17 protein-coding genes and 1 pseudogene are annotated in these 17,488 nt (G+C 70.0%); 4 read left to right on the top strand and 14 right to left on the bottom strand.

Translation table 11 applies throughout. The features are described 5' to 3' along the window. The 5 genes and pseudogenes from OC490_RS27930 to OC490_RS27910 all read right to left on the bottom strand — a co-directional run. Positions 1 to 193, bottom strand: a pseudogene (locus OC490_RS27930) (hypothetical protein); the annotation flags it as partial. A gap of 136 nt (positions 194 to 329) precedes the next feature. Further along, positions 330 to 1,163 (bottom strand): universal stress protein, encoded by an 834-nt coding sequence (locus OC490_RS27925; RefSeq protein WP_262060770.1) that lies wholly within the window; start codon positions 1,161 to 1,163, stop codon positions 330 to 332. A 241-nt stretch (positions 1,164 to 1,404) separates the two neighbouring features. Further along, the gene (locus tag OC490_RS27920) at positions 1,405 to 1,851 is read right to left on the bottom strand and encodes a pyridoxamine 5'-phosphate oxidase family protein (protein ID WP_262060769.1); all 447 of its coding nucleotides are present in this window, start codon (positions 1,849 to 1,851) and stop codon (positions 1,405 to 1,407) included. 53 nt (positions 1,852 to 1,904) lie between these two features. Next, positions 1,905 to 2,654: a helix-turn-helix domain-containing protein gene (locus OC490_RS27915; protein WP_262060768.1), complete on the bottom strand. Its 750-nt coding sequence runs from the start codon at positions 2,652 to 2,654 to the stop codon at positions 1,905 to 1,907. Continuing rightward, positions 2,647 to 3,744, bottom strand: a complete 1,098-nt coding sequence (locus OC490_RS27910; protein ID WP_262060767.1) for a zinc-dependent alcohol dehydrogenase family protein — start codon at positions 3,742 to 3,744, stop codon at positions 2,647 to 2,649. The genes OC490_RS27915 and OC490_RS27910 overlap by 8 nt, the downstream gene beginning before the upstream one ends. Positions 3,745 to 3,955: 211 nt before the next feature. On the opposite strand from OC490_RS27910, the gene OC490_RS27905 reads away from it, so the two are divergent. The 3 genes from OC490_RS27905 (at position 3,956) to OC490_RS27895 (ending at position 6,403) form a co-directional block, all read left to right on the top strand. Beyond that, positions 3,956 to 4,348, top strand: a complete 393-nt coding sequence (locus OC490_RS27905; RefSeq protein WP_262060766.1) for an STAS domain-containing protein — start codon at positions 3,956 to 3,958, stop codon at positions 4,346 to 4,348. 125 nt (positions 4,349 to 4,473) lie between these two features. Beyond that, complete coding sequence (locus OC490_RS27900; RefSeq protein ID WP_262060765.1) at positions 4,474 to 5,055, top strand: hypothetical protein; 582 nt, start codon at positions 4,474 to 4,476, stop codon at positions 5,053 to 5,055. A gap of 70 nt (positions 5,056 to 5,125) precedes the next feature. Next, entirely contained in the window at positions 5,126 to 6,403 is a 1,278-nt protein-coding gene (locus tag OC490_RS27895; protein WP_262060764.1) for an APC family permease, read from the top strand. Positions 6,404 to 6,434: 31 nt separating this feature from the next. Here OC490_RS27895 and OC490_RS27890 read toward each other — a convergent pair whose 3' ends face one another. The 4 genes from OC490_RS27890 to OC490_RS27875 all read right to left on the bottom strand — a co-directional run bounded on the left by OC490_RS27890 (position 6,435) and on the right by OC490_RS27875 (position 8,995). After that, positions 6,435 to 6,818, bottom strand: coding sequence for a VOC family protein (locus OC490_RS27890; RefSeq protein ID WP_315986710.1), 384 nt, complete (start codon positions 6,816 to 6,818; stop codon positions 6,435 to 6,437). Then, entirely contained in the window at positions 6,802 to 7,713 is a 912-nt protein-coding gene (locus OC490_RS27885) for an HAD-IC family P-type ATPase (protein ID WP_262060763.1), read from the bottom strand. Before OC490_RS27885 ends, OC490_RS27890 begins: the two co-directional genes overlap by 17 nt. Further along, entirely contained in the window at positions 7,713 to 8,438 is a 726-nt protein-coding gene (locus tag OC490_RS27880) for an HAD-IC family P-type ATPase (RefSeq protein WP_262060762.1), read from the bottom strand. Before OC490_RS27880 ends, OC490_RS27885 begins: the two co-directional genes overlap by 1 nt. A 119-nt stretch (positions 8,439 to 8,557) precedes the next feature. Continuing rightward, positions 8,558 to 8,995, bottom strand: a complete 438-nt coding sequence (locus tag OC490_RS27875; protein ID WP_262060761.1) for a cation-transporting P-type ATPase — start codon at positions 8,993 to 8,995, stop codon at positions 8,558 to 8,560. A gap of 513 nt (positions 8,996 to 9,508) precedes the next feature. Here OC490_RS27875 and OC490_RS27870 point away from each other — a divergent pair. Next, complete coding sequence (locus tag OC490_RS27870; protein ID WP_262060760.1) at positions 9,509 to 10,363, top strand: slipin family protein; 855 nt, start codon at positions 9,509 to 9,511, stop codon at positions 10,361 to 10,363. A 211-nt stretch (positions 10,364 to 10,574) separates the two neighbouring features. Here the strand turns inward: OC490_RS27870 and OC490_RS27865 are convergent, their stop codons facing one another. The 5 genes from OC490_RS27865 to OC490_RS27845 all read right to left on the bottom strand — a co-directional run bounded on the left by OC490_RS27865 (position 10,575) and on the right by OC490_RS27845 (position 17,413). Beyond that, positions 10,575 to 12,431, bottom strand: a complete 1,857-nt coding sequence (locus OC490_RS27865) for an RICIN domain-containing protein (RefSeq protein WP_262060759.1) — start codon at positions 12,429 to 12,431, stop codon at positions 10,575 to 10,577. Positions 12,432 to 12,485: 54 nt separating this feature from the next. Beyond that, positions 12,486 to 14,252: an amylo-alpha-1,6-glucosidase gene (locus tag OC490_RS27860; RefSeq protein ID WP_262060758.1), complete on the bottom strand. Its 1,767-nt coding sequence runs from the start codon at positions 14,250 to 14,252 to the stop codon at positions 12,486 to 12,488. Positions 14,253 to 14,337: 85 nt separating this feature from the next. Continuing rightward, positions 14,338 to 15,162, bottom strand: a complete 825-nt coding sequence (locus OC490_RS27855; RefSeq protein ID WP_262060784.1) for a carbohydrate ABC transporter permease — start codon at positions 15,160 to 15,162, stop codon at positions 14,338 to 14,340. Positions 15,163 to 15,173: 11 nt separating this feature from the next. Further along, on the bottom strand, positions 15,174 to 16,145 hold the full coding sequence (locus OC490_RS27850; RefSeq protein WP_262060757.1) for a carbohydrate ABC transporter permease: 972 nt from the start codon (positions 16,143 to 16,145) through the stop codon (positions 15,174 to 15,176). Positions 16,146 to 16,165: 20 nt separating this feature from the next. After that, the gene (locus tag OC490_RS27845) at positions 16,166 to 17,413 is read right to left on the bottom strand and encodes an extracellular solute-binding protein (protein ID WP_262060756.1); all 1,248 of its coding nucleotides are present in this window, start codon (positions 17,411 to 17,413) and stop codon (positions 16,166 to 16,168) included. Between the last annotated feature and the right edge of the window lie 75 nt (positions 17,414 to 17,488).

The following is a 17,488-nucleotide window of genomic DNA, read 5'->3' as shown; positions in this document are numbered from 1 at the left end:
CGAACCCGAACGTCTTGTCCAGGAACGCCCACAAGAAGACGAACCCGGTCAGCAGGCGCAGAGATGCGAAGGCGTAGGCACGCGTCGCAGTGGTCGCCGCCGTCGTGGCGGTGGCGGCCTGTGCCGTTCCGGTCCGGTGCAGGGACGGGAAGCGGAATCGCGGGTGGTGTTGGGGGTGGTTTTGGACTGCCATGATGCTCATCCCTTTCGAGGGAACGACGCTTGGGATCCGACGACTCTCGTTGCGCCCTCAATGTCTCGCGGCGGGCGCCGGCGGCAGAGGGGCTGCAGGTCCCCGGCCGAGGGCCCGAACGGCCCTGTCTGCCGGGTCACTTGGCGATCGGCACCACTACGACAGGGCAGTGGGAGCGGTGCAGCAGGGTGTGCGCGACCGGACCCAGCCGCGGGCCGAACCGGTGGGTGCGGTGATGGGCACCGACGACCACGACGGCGCAGTCCGGGGTGGCCTCCAGCAGTGCGTGCGCCGGCCCGGTGCGGACCGTGCGGCTCTCGACCTGGATGGCGGGGTGCCGCTCGCTGAGCCGGGCCAGGCTGAAGCGCGGTACGGAGTCCTCCGCCCTTCCCTGCTGGGCGAGTTGCTTCTGGCCCGGGCTCGTGGCCGGGATCAGCGAGGGGAGTTCGGGGGTGATGTGCCGGTGGGTCCAGGAGTGCAGGACGCGCAGCGGGACACCGCGCCGCTCGGCCTCCTGGAAGGCGTAGAGCGCCGTGTCCTCGTCGTTGTCGCCCTCCAGGCCGAGCAGCACGGGCTGTCCGGCGTCGCACGCGTGGTCGCCGCGGACGACGAGCAACGGGCTGTGCACGTGCGCGGCCAGCCGCAGGCTCACCGAGCCGAACAGCAGACCGGCGATGCCTCCCATGCCCCGGGTCCCCACGACGGTGAGATCCGCGCCCTCGCTCTCCCGCACGAGCGTGCGCACCGGGCCACCGACGGCGTCCTTGGTCACCACCCGCAGCTCGGGGTGGCGTACGCGGACGCGTGTGACCGCGGACGCCAGGACCGGTCCTGCCTCGTCGCTGTCGGGCACGGCGTACACGACGACCAGTTCGACGCCTCGGCGCACGGCTTCGTCCGCGGCCCAGTCCAATGCTCGGACCGAGACCAGCGAACCATCCACTCCGACGACCACATGATGGAGAGTCATGTCCTGTTTCCCTTCTGACTGTTGCGTGCTCACCGTGCTCGGTGGGAATGGGCCGCCCATGCGCACAACGGCTCCTCCGGCGATGCTCGTCCCGCGCGGACGGACCGGGTCAGAGTCCACGGGAACCTGCCTGCACGCCGTACGGCCCCTTCTTGTGGGGCCGTACGGTCCCTGCAGACCGCGTTGGCGCCGCTCGTCCTGATGCCCGTACCTGCCCCGTACCGCGAGGACGTCACGGTCGTCAGGTCGCGCCGGTGAGATCCACCCCGTACATCGAGCGCCCGCCGACGAGTTCACGTCCCGTCACCAGCTCGGGGTCGACGCGTACGAAGACCTCCTGGGGCGAGGGCACCCAGGAGGTCGGGCCGGTTCGGGTCAAGCGTTCGTGTTCGGCCGGGTCGGTCACCACGGTGGCCGACCCGGTGACGACGACGCTCCAGCCGGAGTGTGCGACGGTATCGACCTCGTCGGCTTCGAAGGCGACCACGGAGCCGTCGATCGCGCGCACCAGCTCCGAGGCCGCCGAGGTGCACAGCAGTACCGCACCGTCGTGGTCCAGGGAGAAGTTCACGGGCAGCACGGCGGGCAGTGCCTGGCGGGTGTGAACGATACGGCCGACGAGTACCTGCCCCAGCAGGCGCAGGCACTCGTGTCGTTCCAGTTCGCGGAATCCGTCGTTGGAATACATCAGCCAGTCCGTCTCTCGCCCTGTGCGCGGGTCTGCGGGTCTGTATATGGGTGTCACTCCATGTTTCGCCCCGCGGCGTCGGCGGGTGAGGGGCCATCAGTCCCGCTCGCTTCGGAGAACGTCCCTTGACGCGTGGTGATCCGACGTCCGGTGAGGCTCAGCGCGTCGATACGCACCCACTCCTCGCGTGGACCACCGGCCCACGGCGTGCTGAACGCGCGTTCCGTCAGCCGCCGTACGTCGTCCGCGTCGGTCACGGCCCGCGCCCGACCGAGCGCCAGAACACTCCAGCCTTCCCCGAACGCCTCGTCGATCCGGTCGATCTCGAAGGTCACCTGGCTGCCCGCCGCCCGGGACGGCATCGCACCGGGAGCGGTCCGGTACACGATCGCGCCGTCGACCACGCTGTAGTTGACGGGGACGATGACGGGTCCCGAGGCGGTGGGTATCGCGATCCTGCCCACCCCGTGCGTCGACAGCAGCTCGCGGCACTCCTGGACGGTCAGTGCGGTGAACGTCGGGTCGGAGCCGGCTCGCCCCTGGCCGGGCGTCTGGTCGCTGTCGCCTCCGGCGAGGTCGGTCACGGTCGTGTGCAGGACCTCGGCGAGCCTGAGCAGAACACTCCGGCCCGGAGCGGCGCCGGGAAACTCCTCCAGGTACTGGAGGTAGCTCGCCGCCACGCCCGCCTGCGCGGCCGTCTCCTCTCGGGAGAGGTCAAGTGCCGTGCGCCGTACGGCGATCCGGCGTCCGAGGTCACCCGTGGGTGTGCCCTCTGTCACGTTCAACGGGAACGGGTCAGGCATGGCTCGTCACTTCCTTTCGTCCTGCCGCCCGGACGGCGACTTCCTCGTGCCGGGTCCCGCCGAGCACCACCTTGAGGGCGCCGGTGTCGGCCGCCTTGGCGAAGACGTCGTACGCCTCCTCCATGAGCTCCAGCGGGAAAGTGTGGGTGACCAGCGCGCCGGTGGGCAGCCGGCCGGCCGCGGCCATGCGCAGCAGGGTGGGAGTGGAGTGGGTGTCGACCAGACCGGTGGTGATGGTGATGTTCTTGATCCACAGGTCTTCGAGGTGCAGGGTCGCGGGCTTGCCGTGGACGCCGACGTTGGCGACGTGCCCGCCGGGGCGCACCATGCGGGTGCACAGTTCGAAGGTCTCGGGCACGCCGACCGCCTCGATGACGACGTCGGCGCCGAGCCCGTCGGTGAGGTCGGCGATCAGTTGCTCTGGGGCTTCGCGGGCGTCCACGACGGCGTCGGCGCCGAACCGCTTCGCCGCGTCGAGTCGGGCGGGCGCCAGGTCCACGGCGACGACGCGTTCTGGCGAGAACAGCCGGGCGGTGGCGATCGCCGCCAGCCCGACCGGGCCCGCGCCGACGACGGCGACGGTGTCTCCGGGACGCACCTGTCCGTTGAGCACGCCCACCTCGTAGCCGGTGGGGAAGATGTCCGCCAGTAGGACGGCGTCCTTGGCGTCCAGCGTGCTGGGCAGCGGGTGGACGGAGAGGTCGGCGTGCGGGACGCGGACGTACTCGGCCTGGGTGCCGTCGACGAGGTGACCCAGGATCCAGCCTCCGCCGCCGCGGCACTGCCCGTACATGGCTTTGCGGCAGTAGGCGCAGCGCCCGCAGGCGGTGATGCAGGAGACCAGGACCCGGTCTCCGGGCCGTACGGTCCGCACGTCGGAGCCCGCTTCCACGACCTCGCCGACCGCCTCGTGGCCGAGAACGGTGCCGGGGCGGACCTCGGGCACGTCGCCCTTGAGGATGTGCAGATCGGTTCCGCAGATGGTGACGGCGTCGACGCGCACGATCACGTCGGTGGCGTCCTTGATGCCGGGATCCGGGACGGTGTCCCAGGAGGACTGTCCCGGGCCGTGGTAGACGAAGCCCTTCATGACGTTCCTTCCTCGTACGGTCGGCTGCCCCCTGTGTCCAGCCTGTCCGGGTCCGTCGGTCCTGGCTTGGGCCGGTCGGCCCTCATCGGCCTGCCGGACGGGGCCGTTGCAACCGGGTGGTCGCGGGTTGGGCCGAGTGGCCCAGGTCGAACTGGCGGACGGGGCTGGTCGGCCCTTCCGTGCGGGACCACCTGGCCGGTTGGCTCGCACCATGACCGAGATCCACACCACCGCTGCCCTGCGCTCCTCGGAACGTGTGATCGCCGGGACGACCGTCGTGGCGCTGTCCGGTGAGATCGACCTCCTCACGGCGCAGCCGCTGTCCGCGCGCCTGGACATGCTGACTTCCGGCCCACGCCCCGATCTCGTACTGGACCTGCGCCCTGTGTCGTTCATCGACTGCGCGGGGCTGAGCGTGCTGTGCCGGGCCCGGAACCGGACAGCGGCCCGGGACGGACGGTTCCGGTTCGTCACCGGGGACACCGGCTTCCTGCGGATCCTGCGCCACGCCCAGCTCGGCGGCGTCTTCGAGATCCACGCACGGCTGCCGAACGCCCTGGCCGCCAGGCCGGAGTCCGGCGACGCCTCCGCCGCAGCGGGCTGAACGGCCCATCCGGGTGCCGCATGCAGTGCCGATGGGGTACTCCACAGCCCCTGTTCGGCCCAAGCGACGCCTTGTTCCCGACTGACACCTTCGAAGAGACGACCCCGACGAGGAGGTGCGGACTCATGGGCAGGAACAGGCGTCTGAAGAAGCGGCTGTGGCGGTTGCGGAGCAATCCGTTGCGCCGACACGACGACATCGTCGAGGCCTGGATCGTCCTGATCATGTGGGCGGTCGTCGCGGTGGGCGGCGCACTGGCCGGCCTGGTGACGTCCCACGCCGCCGACGAGGTGTTCGCCGCACAGCGCACCGAACGGCACGCCGTGCAGGCCGTCCTCCTCACGGACACCCCGCCCGCGAGCTCGACGCCCGGCGGGGTGCGCGACCTGATCAAGGCGAAGGTCCGCTGGACAACCGCCGACGGCCCCCGCCGTACGGGCAGCGCTCTGGTGGACACGGGGCAGAAGGCCGGATCCACGGTCGTGGTCTGGCTGGACTCCGCGGGCAACTTCACCATCGAGCCGCCGAGTTCGAAGGAAGCGACTCTCGAATCCGCCGTCCTGGGCCTGACCGCCGCACTCGCCTTCACCGGCTTGGCGTTCGGCACCGGGGCCGTCGCACGGTACCGGCTGGACCGGCGCCGTATCGACTCCTGGGGCACGGAGTGGCAACTCGTAGGTCCGAGTTGGGGCCGCAAGACCAGCTGATGCCTGGCAGTGCCACCGCTCCTCCTCGGCTCCTCGGGTACCGTGCGCCGGGTACGAGGAGGAGCGCGCGATGAACGCGGAGAGAGCCCCGGTGGGCACGGGTGGGATGGAACGGCGTCTGGACCTGTCCGATGCCGTGGTGATCGGTCTGGGGTCGATGATCGGAGCCGGGATCTTCGCGGCCCTCGGCCCGGCGGCCGACGCCGCCGGTTCCGGACTGCTGCTCGCTCTGGCCCTGGCCGCCGTCGTGGCCTACTGCAACGCGACGTCCTCGGCACGACTGGCCGCCCGATACCCGCGGTCCGGCGGCACCTACGTCTACGGTCGCGAACGCCTGGGCGACTTCTGGGGCTACCTGGCCGGCTGGGCGTTCGTCGTCGGCAAGACGGCCTCCTGCGCCGCCATGGCCCTCACGGTCGGCGCCTATCTCTGGCCCGGCCAGACCCACGCGGTGGCCGTGGCCGCCGTAGTGGCGCTGACCGCGGTCAACTACACCGGGGTGCAGAAGTCCGCCCTCCTCACCCGCGCCGTCGTCGCGGTCGTCCTGGCCGTGCTCGCCGCCGTGGTCGTCACCGCCCTGGCCTCCGCCCACGCGGACACGACTCGGCTGGGCATCGGCCCGGACACCACCGTCACCGGGGTGCTGCGGGCCGCAGGCCTGCTCTTCTTCGCCTTCGCCGGATACGCCCGTATCGCCACCCTCGGGGAGGAGGTCCGCGACCCGGCCCGCACCATCCCGCGCGCCATCCCGATCGCGCTCGGGATCGCCCTCGCCGTCTACGCCCTCGTCGCCGTCGCCGTTCTGACGCTGCTCGGCCCGGCCGGGCTGGCGGACGCCGCCGCCCCGCTGTCGGACGCCGCGCGCGCCGCAGGCGCCGACTGGCTGGTGCCGGCCGTACGCATCGGCGGCGCCGTCGCCGCGCTCGGCTCACTGCTCGCGCTGATCCTCGGGGTCTCCCGCACCACCCTGGCGATGGCCCGGGACCGGCACCTGCCGCACACCCTGGCCGCCGTCCACCCCCGCTTCGGTGTTCCCCACCGCGCCGAACTCGCGGTCGGCGCGGTGGTCACCGTCCTCGCCGCGACCACTGACGTGCGCGGTGCGATCGGCTTCTCCTCCTTCGGCGTCCTGGCCTACTACGCCGTCGCCAACGCCTCCGCCTGGACGCTCACCGAGGAAGAGGGCCGGCCGAACCGCCTGATCCCTGTCATCGGCCTGGCCGGCTGTGCGGCCCTCGCCTTCGCCCTGCCCGCGAGCACCGTCGTCTCCGGCGCCGCGGTCCTCGTCCTCGGGGCTGCGTTCTACGGTCTTCGACGGGTCACGACGGCATCGGGCAACGGTCAGTAGGCGTGGATCCCGTGACGTGCGATTCAGGCGGTCATCCTTCGTCGCAGCAGAGGCAGAAGGGGTGGCCGGCGGGGTCGAAGAGCACTCGGACGTTCACCTGCGGCTGGGACTCCGCGACCGTTGCGCCCAGGGCGACCGCTTCGGCGACCGCCGAGTCCAGGTCGCCCACCTGGAAGTCGAAGTGCATCATCGGGCGCTGTTCCCCGTCGGCCGGAGGCCAGACCGGGGCCCGATAGTCGTCCGCCTGCTGGAACACGAAGAAAGGCCCTTGCGGTGAGGCGGCGACGACGGCCGTTCCCGGCTCCTCGTGTCCGATGTGCCAGCCGAGCAGTTCGGCGTAGAACCTCGCCAGGCCGCTCGGGTCCGGCGCCTCGATCGCCGTTCCCCACCACATGCCATCAGTTCGAGACTTCATTCCGGCAGCCTGCCGTACGCACCCTGATCTGTCGCGCGTGAGGCGTGATCGGGCAGCGGTGGTTCCCTGGCGCTCGACCAGGGCGCCACTGCTTGTCAACTGACGACTGTGGCTTCAGGACGGCGCCGGTACCAGCGCCGTAGTTCGTCGGCTCCCCAGACATGGCCGAGACGGTGGTGGTGAAGTCGTCGTCGGTGAGCACCATCGTGGAGGCTTCCCGGGCGACGTCGGTCCCGGAGCGGCCCATGGCGATCCCGATGTCGGCCCTGCGCAACGCGGGTGCGTCGTTGACACCGTCCCCGGTCATGGCGACGACCTGGCCCTCGGCGCGCAGTGCGTCGGCGATGCGGAGTTTGGCTTCGGGTGTGCTGCGGGCGAAGACCACTTCGCCTTCCGCGGCCAGGAGTTGGTCCAGTTCCGGTTCGGAGAGCCGGTCGAGTTCGGTGCCGGTGATGACGTGCGGCTTGTCGTCGCCGATGCCGACCTGGCGGGCGATCGCCGCCGCGGTCGCCCCGTAGTCGCCGGTGACGACGTGCACGCGGATGCCGGCCTGGTGGGCGCGGGCGATCGCGGCTGCCACCTGAGGGCGGGGAGGGTCGGTCATGGCGACCAGGCCGAGCAGGCACAGGTCGAGTTCGGCTTCCTCGCGCCGGGCGGGAACCGGGGCCCCGGTGGGGAGTTGGCGGACGGCAACGGCCAGGACGCGCAGCCCGGCGTCCGCGTAGTCGTCCATGGCCGAAGTCACGGCGTCACGGTCGGCGTCCGTCAACGGGCTTGCACCGTGCGGGTGTTGGAGGTGGGTGCACCTGGGGAGCACCTCTTCCGGCGCACCCTTGGTGTGCACCGTGAGGACAGTGCCGCCGTCCCCGCCCTGTTGCTCGTCCACGGTGGTCATCAGCTTGATCCGTGAGTCGAAGGGGAACAAGGTCCGGCGCCCAGGGCGCGTTGGTCGGGGGTGACCGGACGGCCGAGGGCTGCGGCCAGTTCCAGGAGGGCCAGTTCCGTGGGGTCTCCCTTCGCCTCGGCCGTGGCGCTCCCGGGCAGTTCGGCGTTGGTGCAGGCCGCGGCGGATCGTACGACGAGGTCGGTCTGCGGCGTCGGCACCTGCGGGTCCGCGGAACCCTCGGAGGTCCACAGGGAGGTGACGCGCATGTGGTTCTCGGTCAGGGTCCCGGTCTTGTCGGTGCAGATCACCGTCGTCGAGCCGAGTGTCTCGACCGCGCTGAGGCGCTTGACGACCGCGCCGCGCCCGGCCAACTCCCGGACGCCCACGGCCAGCGCCAGGGTGATGGTGGGCAGCAGCCCCTCGGGCACATTGGCCACCAGCAGACCGATCGCGAAACTGATCGCCGCGCTCCAGCCCAGTCCGGCCAGCAGGCCCAGCGGAAGGAAGCCGACCCCCACCCCGACGGCGACCGCGGCGATCAGCCAGGCAACGCGTTTCACCTGGTGCTCCAACGGGCTGTCCTCACGCGTCACGCGCGCGGTGAGCGCGGCGATGCGGCCCAGTTCGGTGTGCATCCCCGTCGCGGTGACCACCGCGAGGGCCCCTCCCCCGGTGCACACCGTCCCGCTGAACAGCACGTCGCGCGCCTGGAGGAGGGGAACGTCGGTGTCCATGGTCTCGGCGGAGCGGGCGACCGGTTCGGACTCACCGGTGAGGGTGGAGATGTCGACCTACACCGCTCCGCTGAGCAGCCGCGCGTCGGCACAGATGCTGTCGCCCTCGGCCACGACCATCACATCGCCCGGGACCAGACCACGGCCTCCGCCTGTCGCGGGTGACCATCACGCAGGACCCGGGTGTGGGAGGGGAGGAAGGCCGCGAGTGCCTCCACGGCCCGCTCCGCCTGTACCTCCTGGAAGAACGCGAAGCCCGCGTTGAGCACGATCACCGCCGTGATCGCCACCCCCGGGGTCGGGCTCCCACTGACCCAGGCCAGTACCGCGGCCACCGCGAGGACCAGGGCCAAGGGATGGGTGAACTGCCGCGCGAGTTCGGTGGGCCACCGGGTTCCGCCACGGCGGACCAGTTCGTTCGGCCCGTAGACCTGCGACCTGCGCGCCGCCTCCCGTTCCGACAGCCCCCCGGCCGAACTGCGCAGATGTTGCAGCAGGAGGGTCAGCGGCTCCAACGGGTCGGCAAGCCGTGACCCGGCCCCGTCGCGTTCCGCCACGGGATCACGTACGACATGCTCAGGGCCCACTGGACCCACCGCCTCCGGAAACTGGCAGCACGCCGCACTCCGGCCGCCGAAGACGTCCTCCCGGCCCGCGTGGCTGCTGCTGATGTGCCGCGGCCCGTGGCAACTGCCGCACGGACCGCGCTCTCCGTCCCATTGACACGCGGGATCCACCACGTGCGAAAGGGGCCACTCGGTCATGGGAAGGGCCGTCTGGCCCCCTCGGCCACCAGGGCCGGACGCGTTGGTCGCAGACGGCGTCGCCAACCGTGTGATCGCGGGCTCCGTGCGGCCTGTGCCCAAGGCGCCCGGGACACCCCTGCAACCGCCTCCTCGGGGACCGTTCGGCCCAAGCGGCAGACGTACGCGGCGAGCAATGCTGGACGCACGGCGGCCCGCGGTCCATACCGCGTCACGCCCCGCTCATGCGGCGGCGTGGCTCAGGCGCCGCCACCCCATCATCGGGACCTCGCGACAACGACGTGGTCCTCATCCGAGGAGCAGCACATGGAAGTTCTGGTCTTCCTTCTGGTCGTCGTCGCGGTTCTTGCCGTCCTGGCACTCGCGATGGCCGTGAAAATCGTCAAGCAGTACGAGCAGGGAGTGCTGTTCCGCTTCGGCCGCCTGGTCGGAACCCGGTCCCCGGGACTGCGGGTCATCATCCCGTTCGTCGACGTCCTGCACCGGGTGTCCCTGCGGATCGTCACCATGCCCATCCAGTCCCAGGGCATCATCACCCGGGACAACGTGAGCGTCGACGTGTCCGCGGTCGCCTACTTCCGGGTGGCCGACGCGGTGAAGTCGGTCATCGCCGTCGAGAACGTCCACGCGGCGATCAACCAGATCGCCCAGACCACCCTGCGGAAAGTCGTCGGACAGCACACGCTCGACGAGACCCTGTCGGAGACCGACCGCATCAACCTCGACATCCGCCAGATCCTCGATGTGACCACCGCGGACTGGGGTGTTCAGGTCACGCTGGTGGAGCTGAAGGACATCCAGCTGCCCGACACCATGAAGCGCGCCATGGCCCGCCAGGCCGAGGCCGAGCGGGAGAAGCGAGCGAAGATCATCAACGCGGAGGGCGAGTCCCTGGCCGCCGCCGCACTCGGCGACGCCTCCGACACGATGATGGCCCACCCCCTCGCCCTCCAACTCCGCAACCTGCAGAGCCTGGTGGAGATCGGCGTCGACAAGAACACCACCGTCGTCTTCCCCGCCCCCCTCATGAGCACCATCGGCGAACTCGGCTCCTTCCTCGCCCGGGAAACGGCCTCGGCCACCTCCCCGGCGCCGCCCACCGAACTCCCCACCAAGACAATCCCGGCCCCCACGTCGAACGGCGTGCCCGAGACCGTGTGACCGCCGTACGCCGAGGTCGCCCATGCGGGTGGAGGCCGAGGTTTTCGAGGTGGTACGGCACCGACGACGTGCTTTTCATCCCCACGCCGTCGGCAAGCCGAGCACGCGGTTGAGGATGCCCTCCTCGGCGAGGTAGACGGCGAGGCCACTCAGTCGAACGATGCGGAGAGGCAGGCGAACCGCCGCTCCGCATCGTCATACGTGACGGCGGTCAGCTCTTGCCGAGCAGCCGCCAGATCTGGTTCTTCTTGGTGCTCAGTACGCTCGCCGCGTCGCAGGTCCACTGGTGGACCAGCGCACCGGCGGTCGTCGAGACGCCGGTGACGTCGACGCACTTGCCGCTGTGGACGGCGACCAGCTGGTAGTCGTGGCTGTTGCCGAGCGCGGTGACGGGGTTGAGGGTGAACTGCTGGTTGGTGGCGCCGTTGCAGGTGTACTGGATGACGGCGGCGCCGTCGGCGGTGGAGGCGCCCGAGACGTCCAGGCACTTGCCGCTCAGCTCGTTGACCACGGTGTAGGTGTTGGTCCTGCCGCTGACCGGCTTGAGGTCGAGCATCTGCTGGTAGCCGCCCTCGCAGTAATACTGCTGGTACTGCGTACCGTTGGCGGTACTGACACCCGTGTCGTCCAGGCACTGGCCGCTGTTCTGGCTCACGGCGACCGTGGAGACGGTGGTGTTGGACGGGGACAGCAAGGTGACGGTGTAGCCGTCCTTGGCGTTCGTCCAAGGGAGGCTCACCGAGGCGGAGTTGCCGCTGACCGTGAGGGTGGTGTCGGCGATGGTCTCCGGGCCGGTGACGGCGGCCCCGCTGTTGTACGGGACGCGCTGGACGACGGCGCGGACCTGGCTGTTCGCCACGACGGACGTGGTGTTGAGCCCGGTCAGGTTGACGGTGACCGTGCCGGTGTTGCCGCTGCTGCCGAGCAACACCTTGGCGTTTCCTGCCGAGTTGTCCTTGGTCGCCAGACCGTCGGTGCCGGTGCCCGGCGTGAGCTTGACGATGTTGCCGGTCTGGGAGCCGTAGTAGCGGTACATGAACCACTCGCCGAGCGGCCGGTACTGGCCCGCGCTGTTCTTGGTGAGCAGGTTGGCCTCGTTGTCGTGCAGGGCGGTTCCGGAGGCCCAGTTGCCGCGCAGGCCGTCGGCGCCGGCGCGTTCCAGGCGGCCGATGAACCAGGCGCCGCCGCCCGGGGACTGCATGGACAGGGTGGCGTACTCGTTGATCTGGTACGCCCGGGTGTTGGTCAACCCGGCTGCGGCGAGCGTGGAGTTGGCGCGGCCGACGTCGGTGGCGGGGTCGCCGGGTTCGTCGTGCCAGCTGTAGATGTCGGGCGCGACGTTGTTCGCCTTGATGTACGTCAGATACGTCGTCCACCAGCTGTTGGAGGAGTTCGGCTGGCCCGCGATGCTGGGGCCGACGATGAGCTGGGCGGGGAACGCGGCGCGGACCCTGGCGTAGAAGCGCGACCACATCTGGAGGTACTGCGTCTGGGACGCGCCCCAGAAGCCGCTGCCGTCGGGCTCGTTCCACAGGTCCCACTGGACCGTCATGTTGTTGGCCTTGACGTCACTGATGAGCTGGGTGACGAAGGCGTCGAACTGCGTCCAGTCGCCGTTGTCGCCGGGCCAGCCCTGAGTGGTGGTGCCATCGGCGCCCCACAGGTCGTGCGGCAGGAGGACGAAGGTGCCGCCGAGGGCCGCGGTGCGCTTGTACTGGGCGAGGGTGGACGCCCAACGGGTCTGGTAGTCGGCGAGGCTGGTGGCGTAGCCGCCGCTGTTGAGCTGGGCGCCCCCGGCTCGCATGAAGTGCCACTTGATGTCGGTGAAGAAGTGGTCCTGCGGCAGCGAGCCGTCCGGGGTCATCCCGTAGATCATGCCGGAGGCGTGGTACGTGGGGGCGCCGCCCGCGGTGGAGAAGTCGACGGTGACGGAGGTGTCGGCGGCCTGGGAGGGGGCGGCGGGCAGGAGGGTCCCGGCCAGTGCGGCGAACAGGGTGACGAGGGCCGAGGCCGCTCGCCGTCCGGGGCGGTGTCTGCGTGCTGTTCGGGGTGGCGGTGTGGTGTGCATGGCGGCTCCTGGTTGAGGGGGTGCTGCCTGGGCGTGGACGGCCCAGGTGGTCTGTCAGCCGCCGACGGCCTCGGCGGTCTCGGTGGCCTCGGCGCGCCGGGACTCGTGGGCCTCGGCGAAGAGGAGGTAACTGCTGGCGGTCCAGGTGTAGGCGCGGTCGCGCAGACCCGCGCCGGTAAGAGCGTCGAAGTTCTCGGCGAAGCCCGAGGTCTCGCACAGGGCGCGGAAGCGGTTGCTGATCTCGTCCGCGAGGCGCTCGTGGCCGGCGCGGCGCAGGCCGTCCTCGATCAGGACGGTGGACGGGGCCCAGATCGGGCCGCGCCAGTAGCCGTCGTCCAAGTAGCGCTGTGAGGTGGGCAGTTCGGTGGCGAGACCGTACGCGGTGAGGTGGGCCTCGATGCGGTCGGCCAGCGCGTCGCCGATGCTTTCGGGCAGGTGCTCGCCGAGCACGACGGGTATCAGGTCGAGCAGGCTGGAGCTGGTCCAGGTGACCCCGCTGTGTGCCGAGCGGGCGACGAACCGGTTGCCGGTCCACAGCTCGTCGAGCAGCGCGGCCTGCGTCGCGTCGGCCGTTCGCGTCCATCTGCGCGTGTCGTCCGACAGCCCCAACTCGCCTGCCATTTCGGCGAGTTCACGCAGTTGCAGGACGAGAAACGCGGCGAGATCGGCGCTGACGATCACGCGCTCGGGGTCGAAGGTGGTGGCGTTGTCCCAGCCGCTGTCGTTGCCGTGCTGGTAGTGCGGGAGGGCGGCCCCGGGTGCGCGCCGCATGGTGAGCCAGAACTCCGTCCAGCGGACCAGCCGGTCGTACACCTTCGCCAACTCCGCCTGGCTGAGTGGCTCGGGGAGCCGTCGGCGCAGGTGGCGGAGGGCCCAGCCGTGGATGGGGGGCTTGACGAAGTTGTAGAGGATCTCCGAGTGGGTCACCGAGTCGGGCAGCGCGCCGGTCTCGTCCTGGTGGTCGAAGGGCAGGGAGAACTGGTCCAGAGCGAGTACGGGGCTTCCGGCAGCCAGGGCAAGGGAGTTGAAGCAGTGGTCCCAGCTCCACACCTTGTCCATCCAGTGCTTCGACATCAGCACCGCGGGCCGGGTGACGAAGCCCAGCGGCCGGACCGTCGCGGACCACAGCACGTAGGCGGCGAGTTCCGCGGCGGGCGTCTCGGACGTACGCCATGGTGCGACCGAATCGGCGAAGGCGCCGAACGCGTCGCGCGCGGTGTCCACGACCTGGTCGAAGGGGGCCGGGGACGCGTACGGACGGCGCGCGGTCTCGTACTCCTCGACCGCGACTTCCCAGGCCGCCCCGGCCTCGGCTGCGATCGAGACACCTCGCGCGGCGCTGCCCAGACTCTGCGTGCCGGACGCCTCGGTCACGGTTCCCGACAGGACGGTGACGCGGTAGCGCCGACCGGTCTCGTACGAGGTGAACACATAGGCGCCAGTGCCGGGTTCGCCGTAGAAATAGGTGCCGCTGAACGGCGTCAGTACGGCCGCCGCCGCGCCGATGTGCAGACCGAGCCCGTCACCACGTAGGCGTACGGTGTCCGACGATTCGTAGGCGAGGTCGATGCGGCCTGCGGTACCGGTCCAGCTGAGCAGGCTCGGTGTCGCGTGCGGGCTGGTGGCGGCGCGGTCGCCGGTGGCCGGGTCGAGCGGGACGAGGCGCAGCACGGCGTGCATGCCGTTCTGGTGCGAGACGAGGTGCAGGTCTTCGGCGTACGTCTTCTCCGCCACCACGGGTGAGATGCCGAACCATGACCCGCTCGTGCTGAACGGGATGTCGTGGACGGAGAAGGCCGGGCCGGACGGGGCGGCGGTCATGCAGCGTGACTCGTTTCTGGAGCAGGGGTGATCGGCACGTGGGCAGGGGTGATTGGCCCAAGGGCGAGCAGGAATCGGGGAGGGGTCAGTCCTTGACGGCGCCTGCGGTCACGCCGGCGGCCACATAGCGCTGGGCGAGGACCAGGATCACCGTGGCGGGCAGTGAGGCCACGACGGCGGTGGCCATGATGGCGTTCCACTGCTGGTTGTTGTTGCCGATGTAGTGGTAGATGCCGAGGGTGATCGGCTCGTGCGCGCCACCGTTGGCCAGGGTGCTGGCGAAGACGAAGTCGGACCAGGACCACAGGAACGCGAACAGCGACACCGTGACGATGGAGTTGCGGCTCATGGGCAGCACGATCGACCGGAAGGTGCGCACCGGCCCGGCGCCGTCCGTCTTCGCGGCCTGGAGGAGTTCGCCGGGGATGCCGGACATGAACGCGGTGAAGATCAGCACCGCGAACGGCACGGCCAGCGTGGAGTCCGCGACGATCAGGCCGGGTACCGACTGGAGCAGGCCGAGGCTGAGGTAGATGGCGTAGAACCCCATCGCCATGATGATGCCGGGGATCATCTGGGCGACCAGGAAGAGGAAGCTGAGGACGCCGCCGCCACAGGGGCGGAGTTTGGCCAGGGCGTAGCCGGCCGGTGCGGCCAGGGCCACTGTCAGTACTACCGTGCCCAGGCCGATGACGAGGCTGGTGCCGAGGTAGGGCAACTGCTGGTCCAGGACGGCTCGGTAGCCCGTCAGGGTGCCGTGCAGGGGGATCAGGTCCGGCGGGCTTTTGCGCATGTCCTGGTCGCGGGTGAAGGACACGTTGAGCATCCAGTAGACCGGGAAGAGCATCACCGCGGTGAGCAGGACGCCGATGGCCGTCTGCCACCACGTACGGCCGGTGCTTCGGTTCATGACGGTGCCGTTCATGACAGTGCCTGCTTCCGCTGGACCCTGACGTAGACCAGTCCGAACACCAGGGCGGCGACCACTAGCAGGTTGCCGACGGCCGCTCCGGGGCCGAAAGCGGGCAACAGGTTGCCGAAGCCGAGTTGGTAGGACCAGGTGGCGAAGGTGGTGGAGGAGTCCGCCGGGCCGCCCTTGGTCATGATCCAGATGATGTCGAAGACCTTGAGCGTGTAGACGAGGCCCAGCAGCAGGGTGATCGCGGACACCGGGCGCAGCAGCGGAAAGGTGATCCGCCAGAACCGCTGCCAGGCGTTCGCCCCGTCGAGGGCCGCGGCCTCGTAGAGGCTCGCGGGGATGGACTGGAGGCCGCTGTGGAGGACGACGAGGTTGAAGGGGACGCCTATCCAGATGTTCGCGATGATCACCGAGGCCAGTGACCAGCCCGGTGCGGTCAGCCAGTTGACCGGTCCGATGCCGACGGCGTGGAGTACGGCGTTGACGACACCGGAGTCGCTGTTGAGCATCCACGACCAGGTGGACGCCGACACGATCAGCGGCAGCAGCCACGGCACCAGGAACAGCGCGCGCAGGGTGGCCGACAGCCGGAACCGCTGGTTGAAGAAGACCGCGAGGGCCAGGCCGATGGCGTACTGGAAGACCAGGCACACGGAGGTGAAGACCACGGTGTGGAGCAGGGCCGGGGCGAAGGTCGGGTCGTCGAAGACGGTGCGGTAGTTCGCCAGGCCAGTGAAGGGGGCGTCGCCCTGGACGAAGGACCGGACGGTGTAGTTGCGCAGGCTCAGGTCGATGTTGCGGTAGAGGGGATAGGCGTAGAAGAGGACGAGGTAGAGGGTCACCGGGGTGAGGAATCCCCAGGCGGCCCACTGCTGAGAGGTGGGGCGGCGCCGGGCCCGGGGGTGTGCGGTGGGGGCCGCATCACTGGCCAGGCGCACGGGCCGCCGGTGCGGCACTTTAGTCGTGTGGCTCATCAACAGGCTCTGGTTCCCGGCTACTTGACGGCGGACTGCGCCGCGGCCAGTGCGTCCTTCGGTGACTGCGCACCACTGAGGGCGGACTGGACCGCCTTCCACAACTGCTCGGAGATCTTCGGGTACTTGGTGCCCAGGTCGTCGCTGGTGCGTCCCTTGGCGGCCTTGACCGCGTCGACCCAGGGCTTCAACTCGGCGTTCGCGGTGACCTGTTTGTCCTGGACCTCGGTGGTGGGTGCCACGTAGGACAGCGTGGTGTCGGTGTTGAGGAGGTTGTCGGTGCTGGTCAGGCAGGTCACGATCTTCTGGGATGTGGCGTAGCGGTCGGTCTTGCCCTGGACCGGGATGGTGACGAACTCGCCGCCGGTCGGGGCGGACGCGTTGCCGCCGTCGGCGGCCGGGACGGGGACGACTCCGTACTCGAAGCCGGCCTTCTTGGCGTTGGCGAGCTGCCAGGTGCCGTTCTCGCTGAACGCGTAGTCGCCGGTGGCGAACTCCTGCCAGCTGGTGGTCTGGGTGTTGTTGAGGACCGAGTTCGGGGCGTAGCCGTTCTTCAGCCAGTCCTTCCACAGCGTCAGTGCGGAGACGGCCTTCTCCGAGTCGAGCGCGGTCAGTTGGGCGCCCGATCCCCAGTACCAGGGCAGGAACTGGAAGGTGCCCTCCTCCGTGCCGATCGCGGAGAACGTGATGCCCTTCTTGCCCGCCGCCTTGACCTTCGCGAGCGCGGCGGTCAGCGACTTCCAGTCCTTGACCGTGGCTATGTCCACCCCGGCCTGCTTCAGCACCTTCTTGTTGTAGTAGAGGGCCAGGGTGTTGGCGCCGATCGGCGTTCCGTACGTCTTGCCGCCCGTCTGTCCGGCGGCGAGGAGGTTGGCGTCCGTCTTCGAGGTGTCCAGCTTGTTGTCCGCGGTCGTGGTGAGGACGCCGGCCTCGGCCAGGGTCGACACCACCGGGTTGTCGACGACGAGGACGTCGGCGGAGTTGTCCTGCTGGGCGGCGAGCAGTGCCTTGTTCGCCAGGTCGCTGGTGTCGAACGCGGTCCGCTTGATCTTCACCCCGGCCTTGGTGCCGCAGGCGTCGAGCAGCTTCGTCCACGCGGAGCTCTTGTCGAACTGCGGGTACGGGTCCCAGATCGTGTAAGTGCCGCTGTCCGCCGCCTTGGTACCGGTGCTGCCCGACCCGGAGGAACAGGCGGTGGCGGTACCGGCGACGGCGAGGACGGTCATGGTCGCGGCGGTGAGGCGGAGTCGTCTGAGGGAGCTGTGCATTGCGCGTTCCTTCGTTTTTGGCATGGAGGTGCCGAGGGAGGGTGACGAGGGGGGAAGCGGACACGCCGGACCGCC

Source organism: Streptomyces sp. STR69, from assembly GCF_024519455.1.
In the GTDB taxonomy this organism is placed as follows: domain Bacteria; phylum Actinomycetota; class Actinomycetes; order Streptomycetales; family Streptomycetaceae; genus Streptomyces.
The sequence above is the reverse complement of the archived record's forward strand: the minus strand, read 5'-3'. Positions and strand labels throughout refer to the sequence as shown.

Coding starts and splice junctions, on each gene's coding strand:
- OC490_RS27860 (WP_262060758.1), bottom strand. CDS start 14,252: ATGACCGCCGCCCCGTCCGGCCCGGCCTTCTCCGTCCACGACATCCCG.
- OC490_RS27865 (WP_262060759.1), bottom strand. CDS start 12,431: ATGCACACCACACCGCCACCCCGAACAGCACGCAGACACCGCCCCGGA.
- OC490_RS27890 (WP_315986710.1), bottom strand. CDS start 6,818: ATGAAGTCTCGAACTGATGGCATGTGGTGGGGAACGGCGATCGAGGCG.
- OC490_RS27850 (WP_262060757.1), bottom strand. CDS start 16,145: ATGAGCCACACGACTAAAGTGCCGCACCGGCGGCCCGTGCGCCTGGCC.
- OC490_RS27870 (WP_262060760.1), top strand. CDS start 9,509: ATGGAAGTTCTGGTCTTCCTTCTGGTCGTCGTCGCGGTTCTTGCCGTC.
- OC490_RS27885 (WP_262060763.1), bottom strand. CDS start 7,713: ATGACCACCGTGGACGAGCAACAGGGCGGGGACGGCGGCACTGTCCTC.
- OC490_RS27910 (WP_262060767.1), bottom strand. CDS start 3,744: ATGAAGGGCTTCGTCTACCACGGCCCGGGACAGTCCTCCTGGGACACC.
- OC490_RS27855 (WP_262060784.1), bottom strand. CDS start 15,162: ATGAACCGAAGCACCGGCCGTACGTGGTGGCAGACGGCCATCGGCGTC.
- OC490_RS27900 (WP_262060765.1), top strand. CDS start 4,474: ATGGGCAGGAACAGGCGTCTGAAGAAGCGGCTGTGGCGGTTGCGGAGC.
- OC490_RS27915 (WP_262060768.1), bottom strand. CDS start 2,654: ATGCCTGACCCGTTCCCGTTGAACGTGACAGAGGGCACACCCACGGGT.
- OC490_RS27920 (WP_262060769.1), bottom strand. CDS start 1,851: ATGTATTCCAACGACGGATTCCGCGAACTGGAACGACACGAGTGCCTG.
- OC490_RS27895 (WP_262060764.1), top strand. CDS start 5,126: ATGAACGCGGAGAGAGCCCCGGTGGGCACGGGTGGGATGGAACGGCGT.
- OC490_RS27880 (WP_262060762.1), bottom strand. CDS start 8,438: ATGGACACCGACGTTCCCCTCCTCCAGGCGCGCGACGTGCTGTTCAGC.
- OC490_RS27845 (WP_262060756.1), bottom strand. CDS start 17,413: ATGCACAGCTCCCTCAGACGACTCCGCCTCACCGCCGCGACCATGACC.
- OC490_RS27925 (WP_262060770.1), bottom strand. CDS start 1,163: ATGACTCTCCATCATGTGGTCGTCGGAGTGGATGGTTCGCTGGTCTCG.
- OC490_RS27905 (WP_262060766.1), top strand. CDS start 3,956: ATGACCGAGATCCACACCACCGCTGCCCTGCGCTCCTCGGAACGTGTG.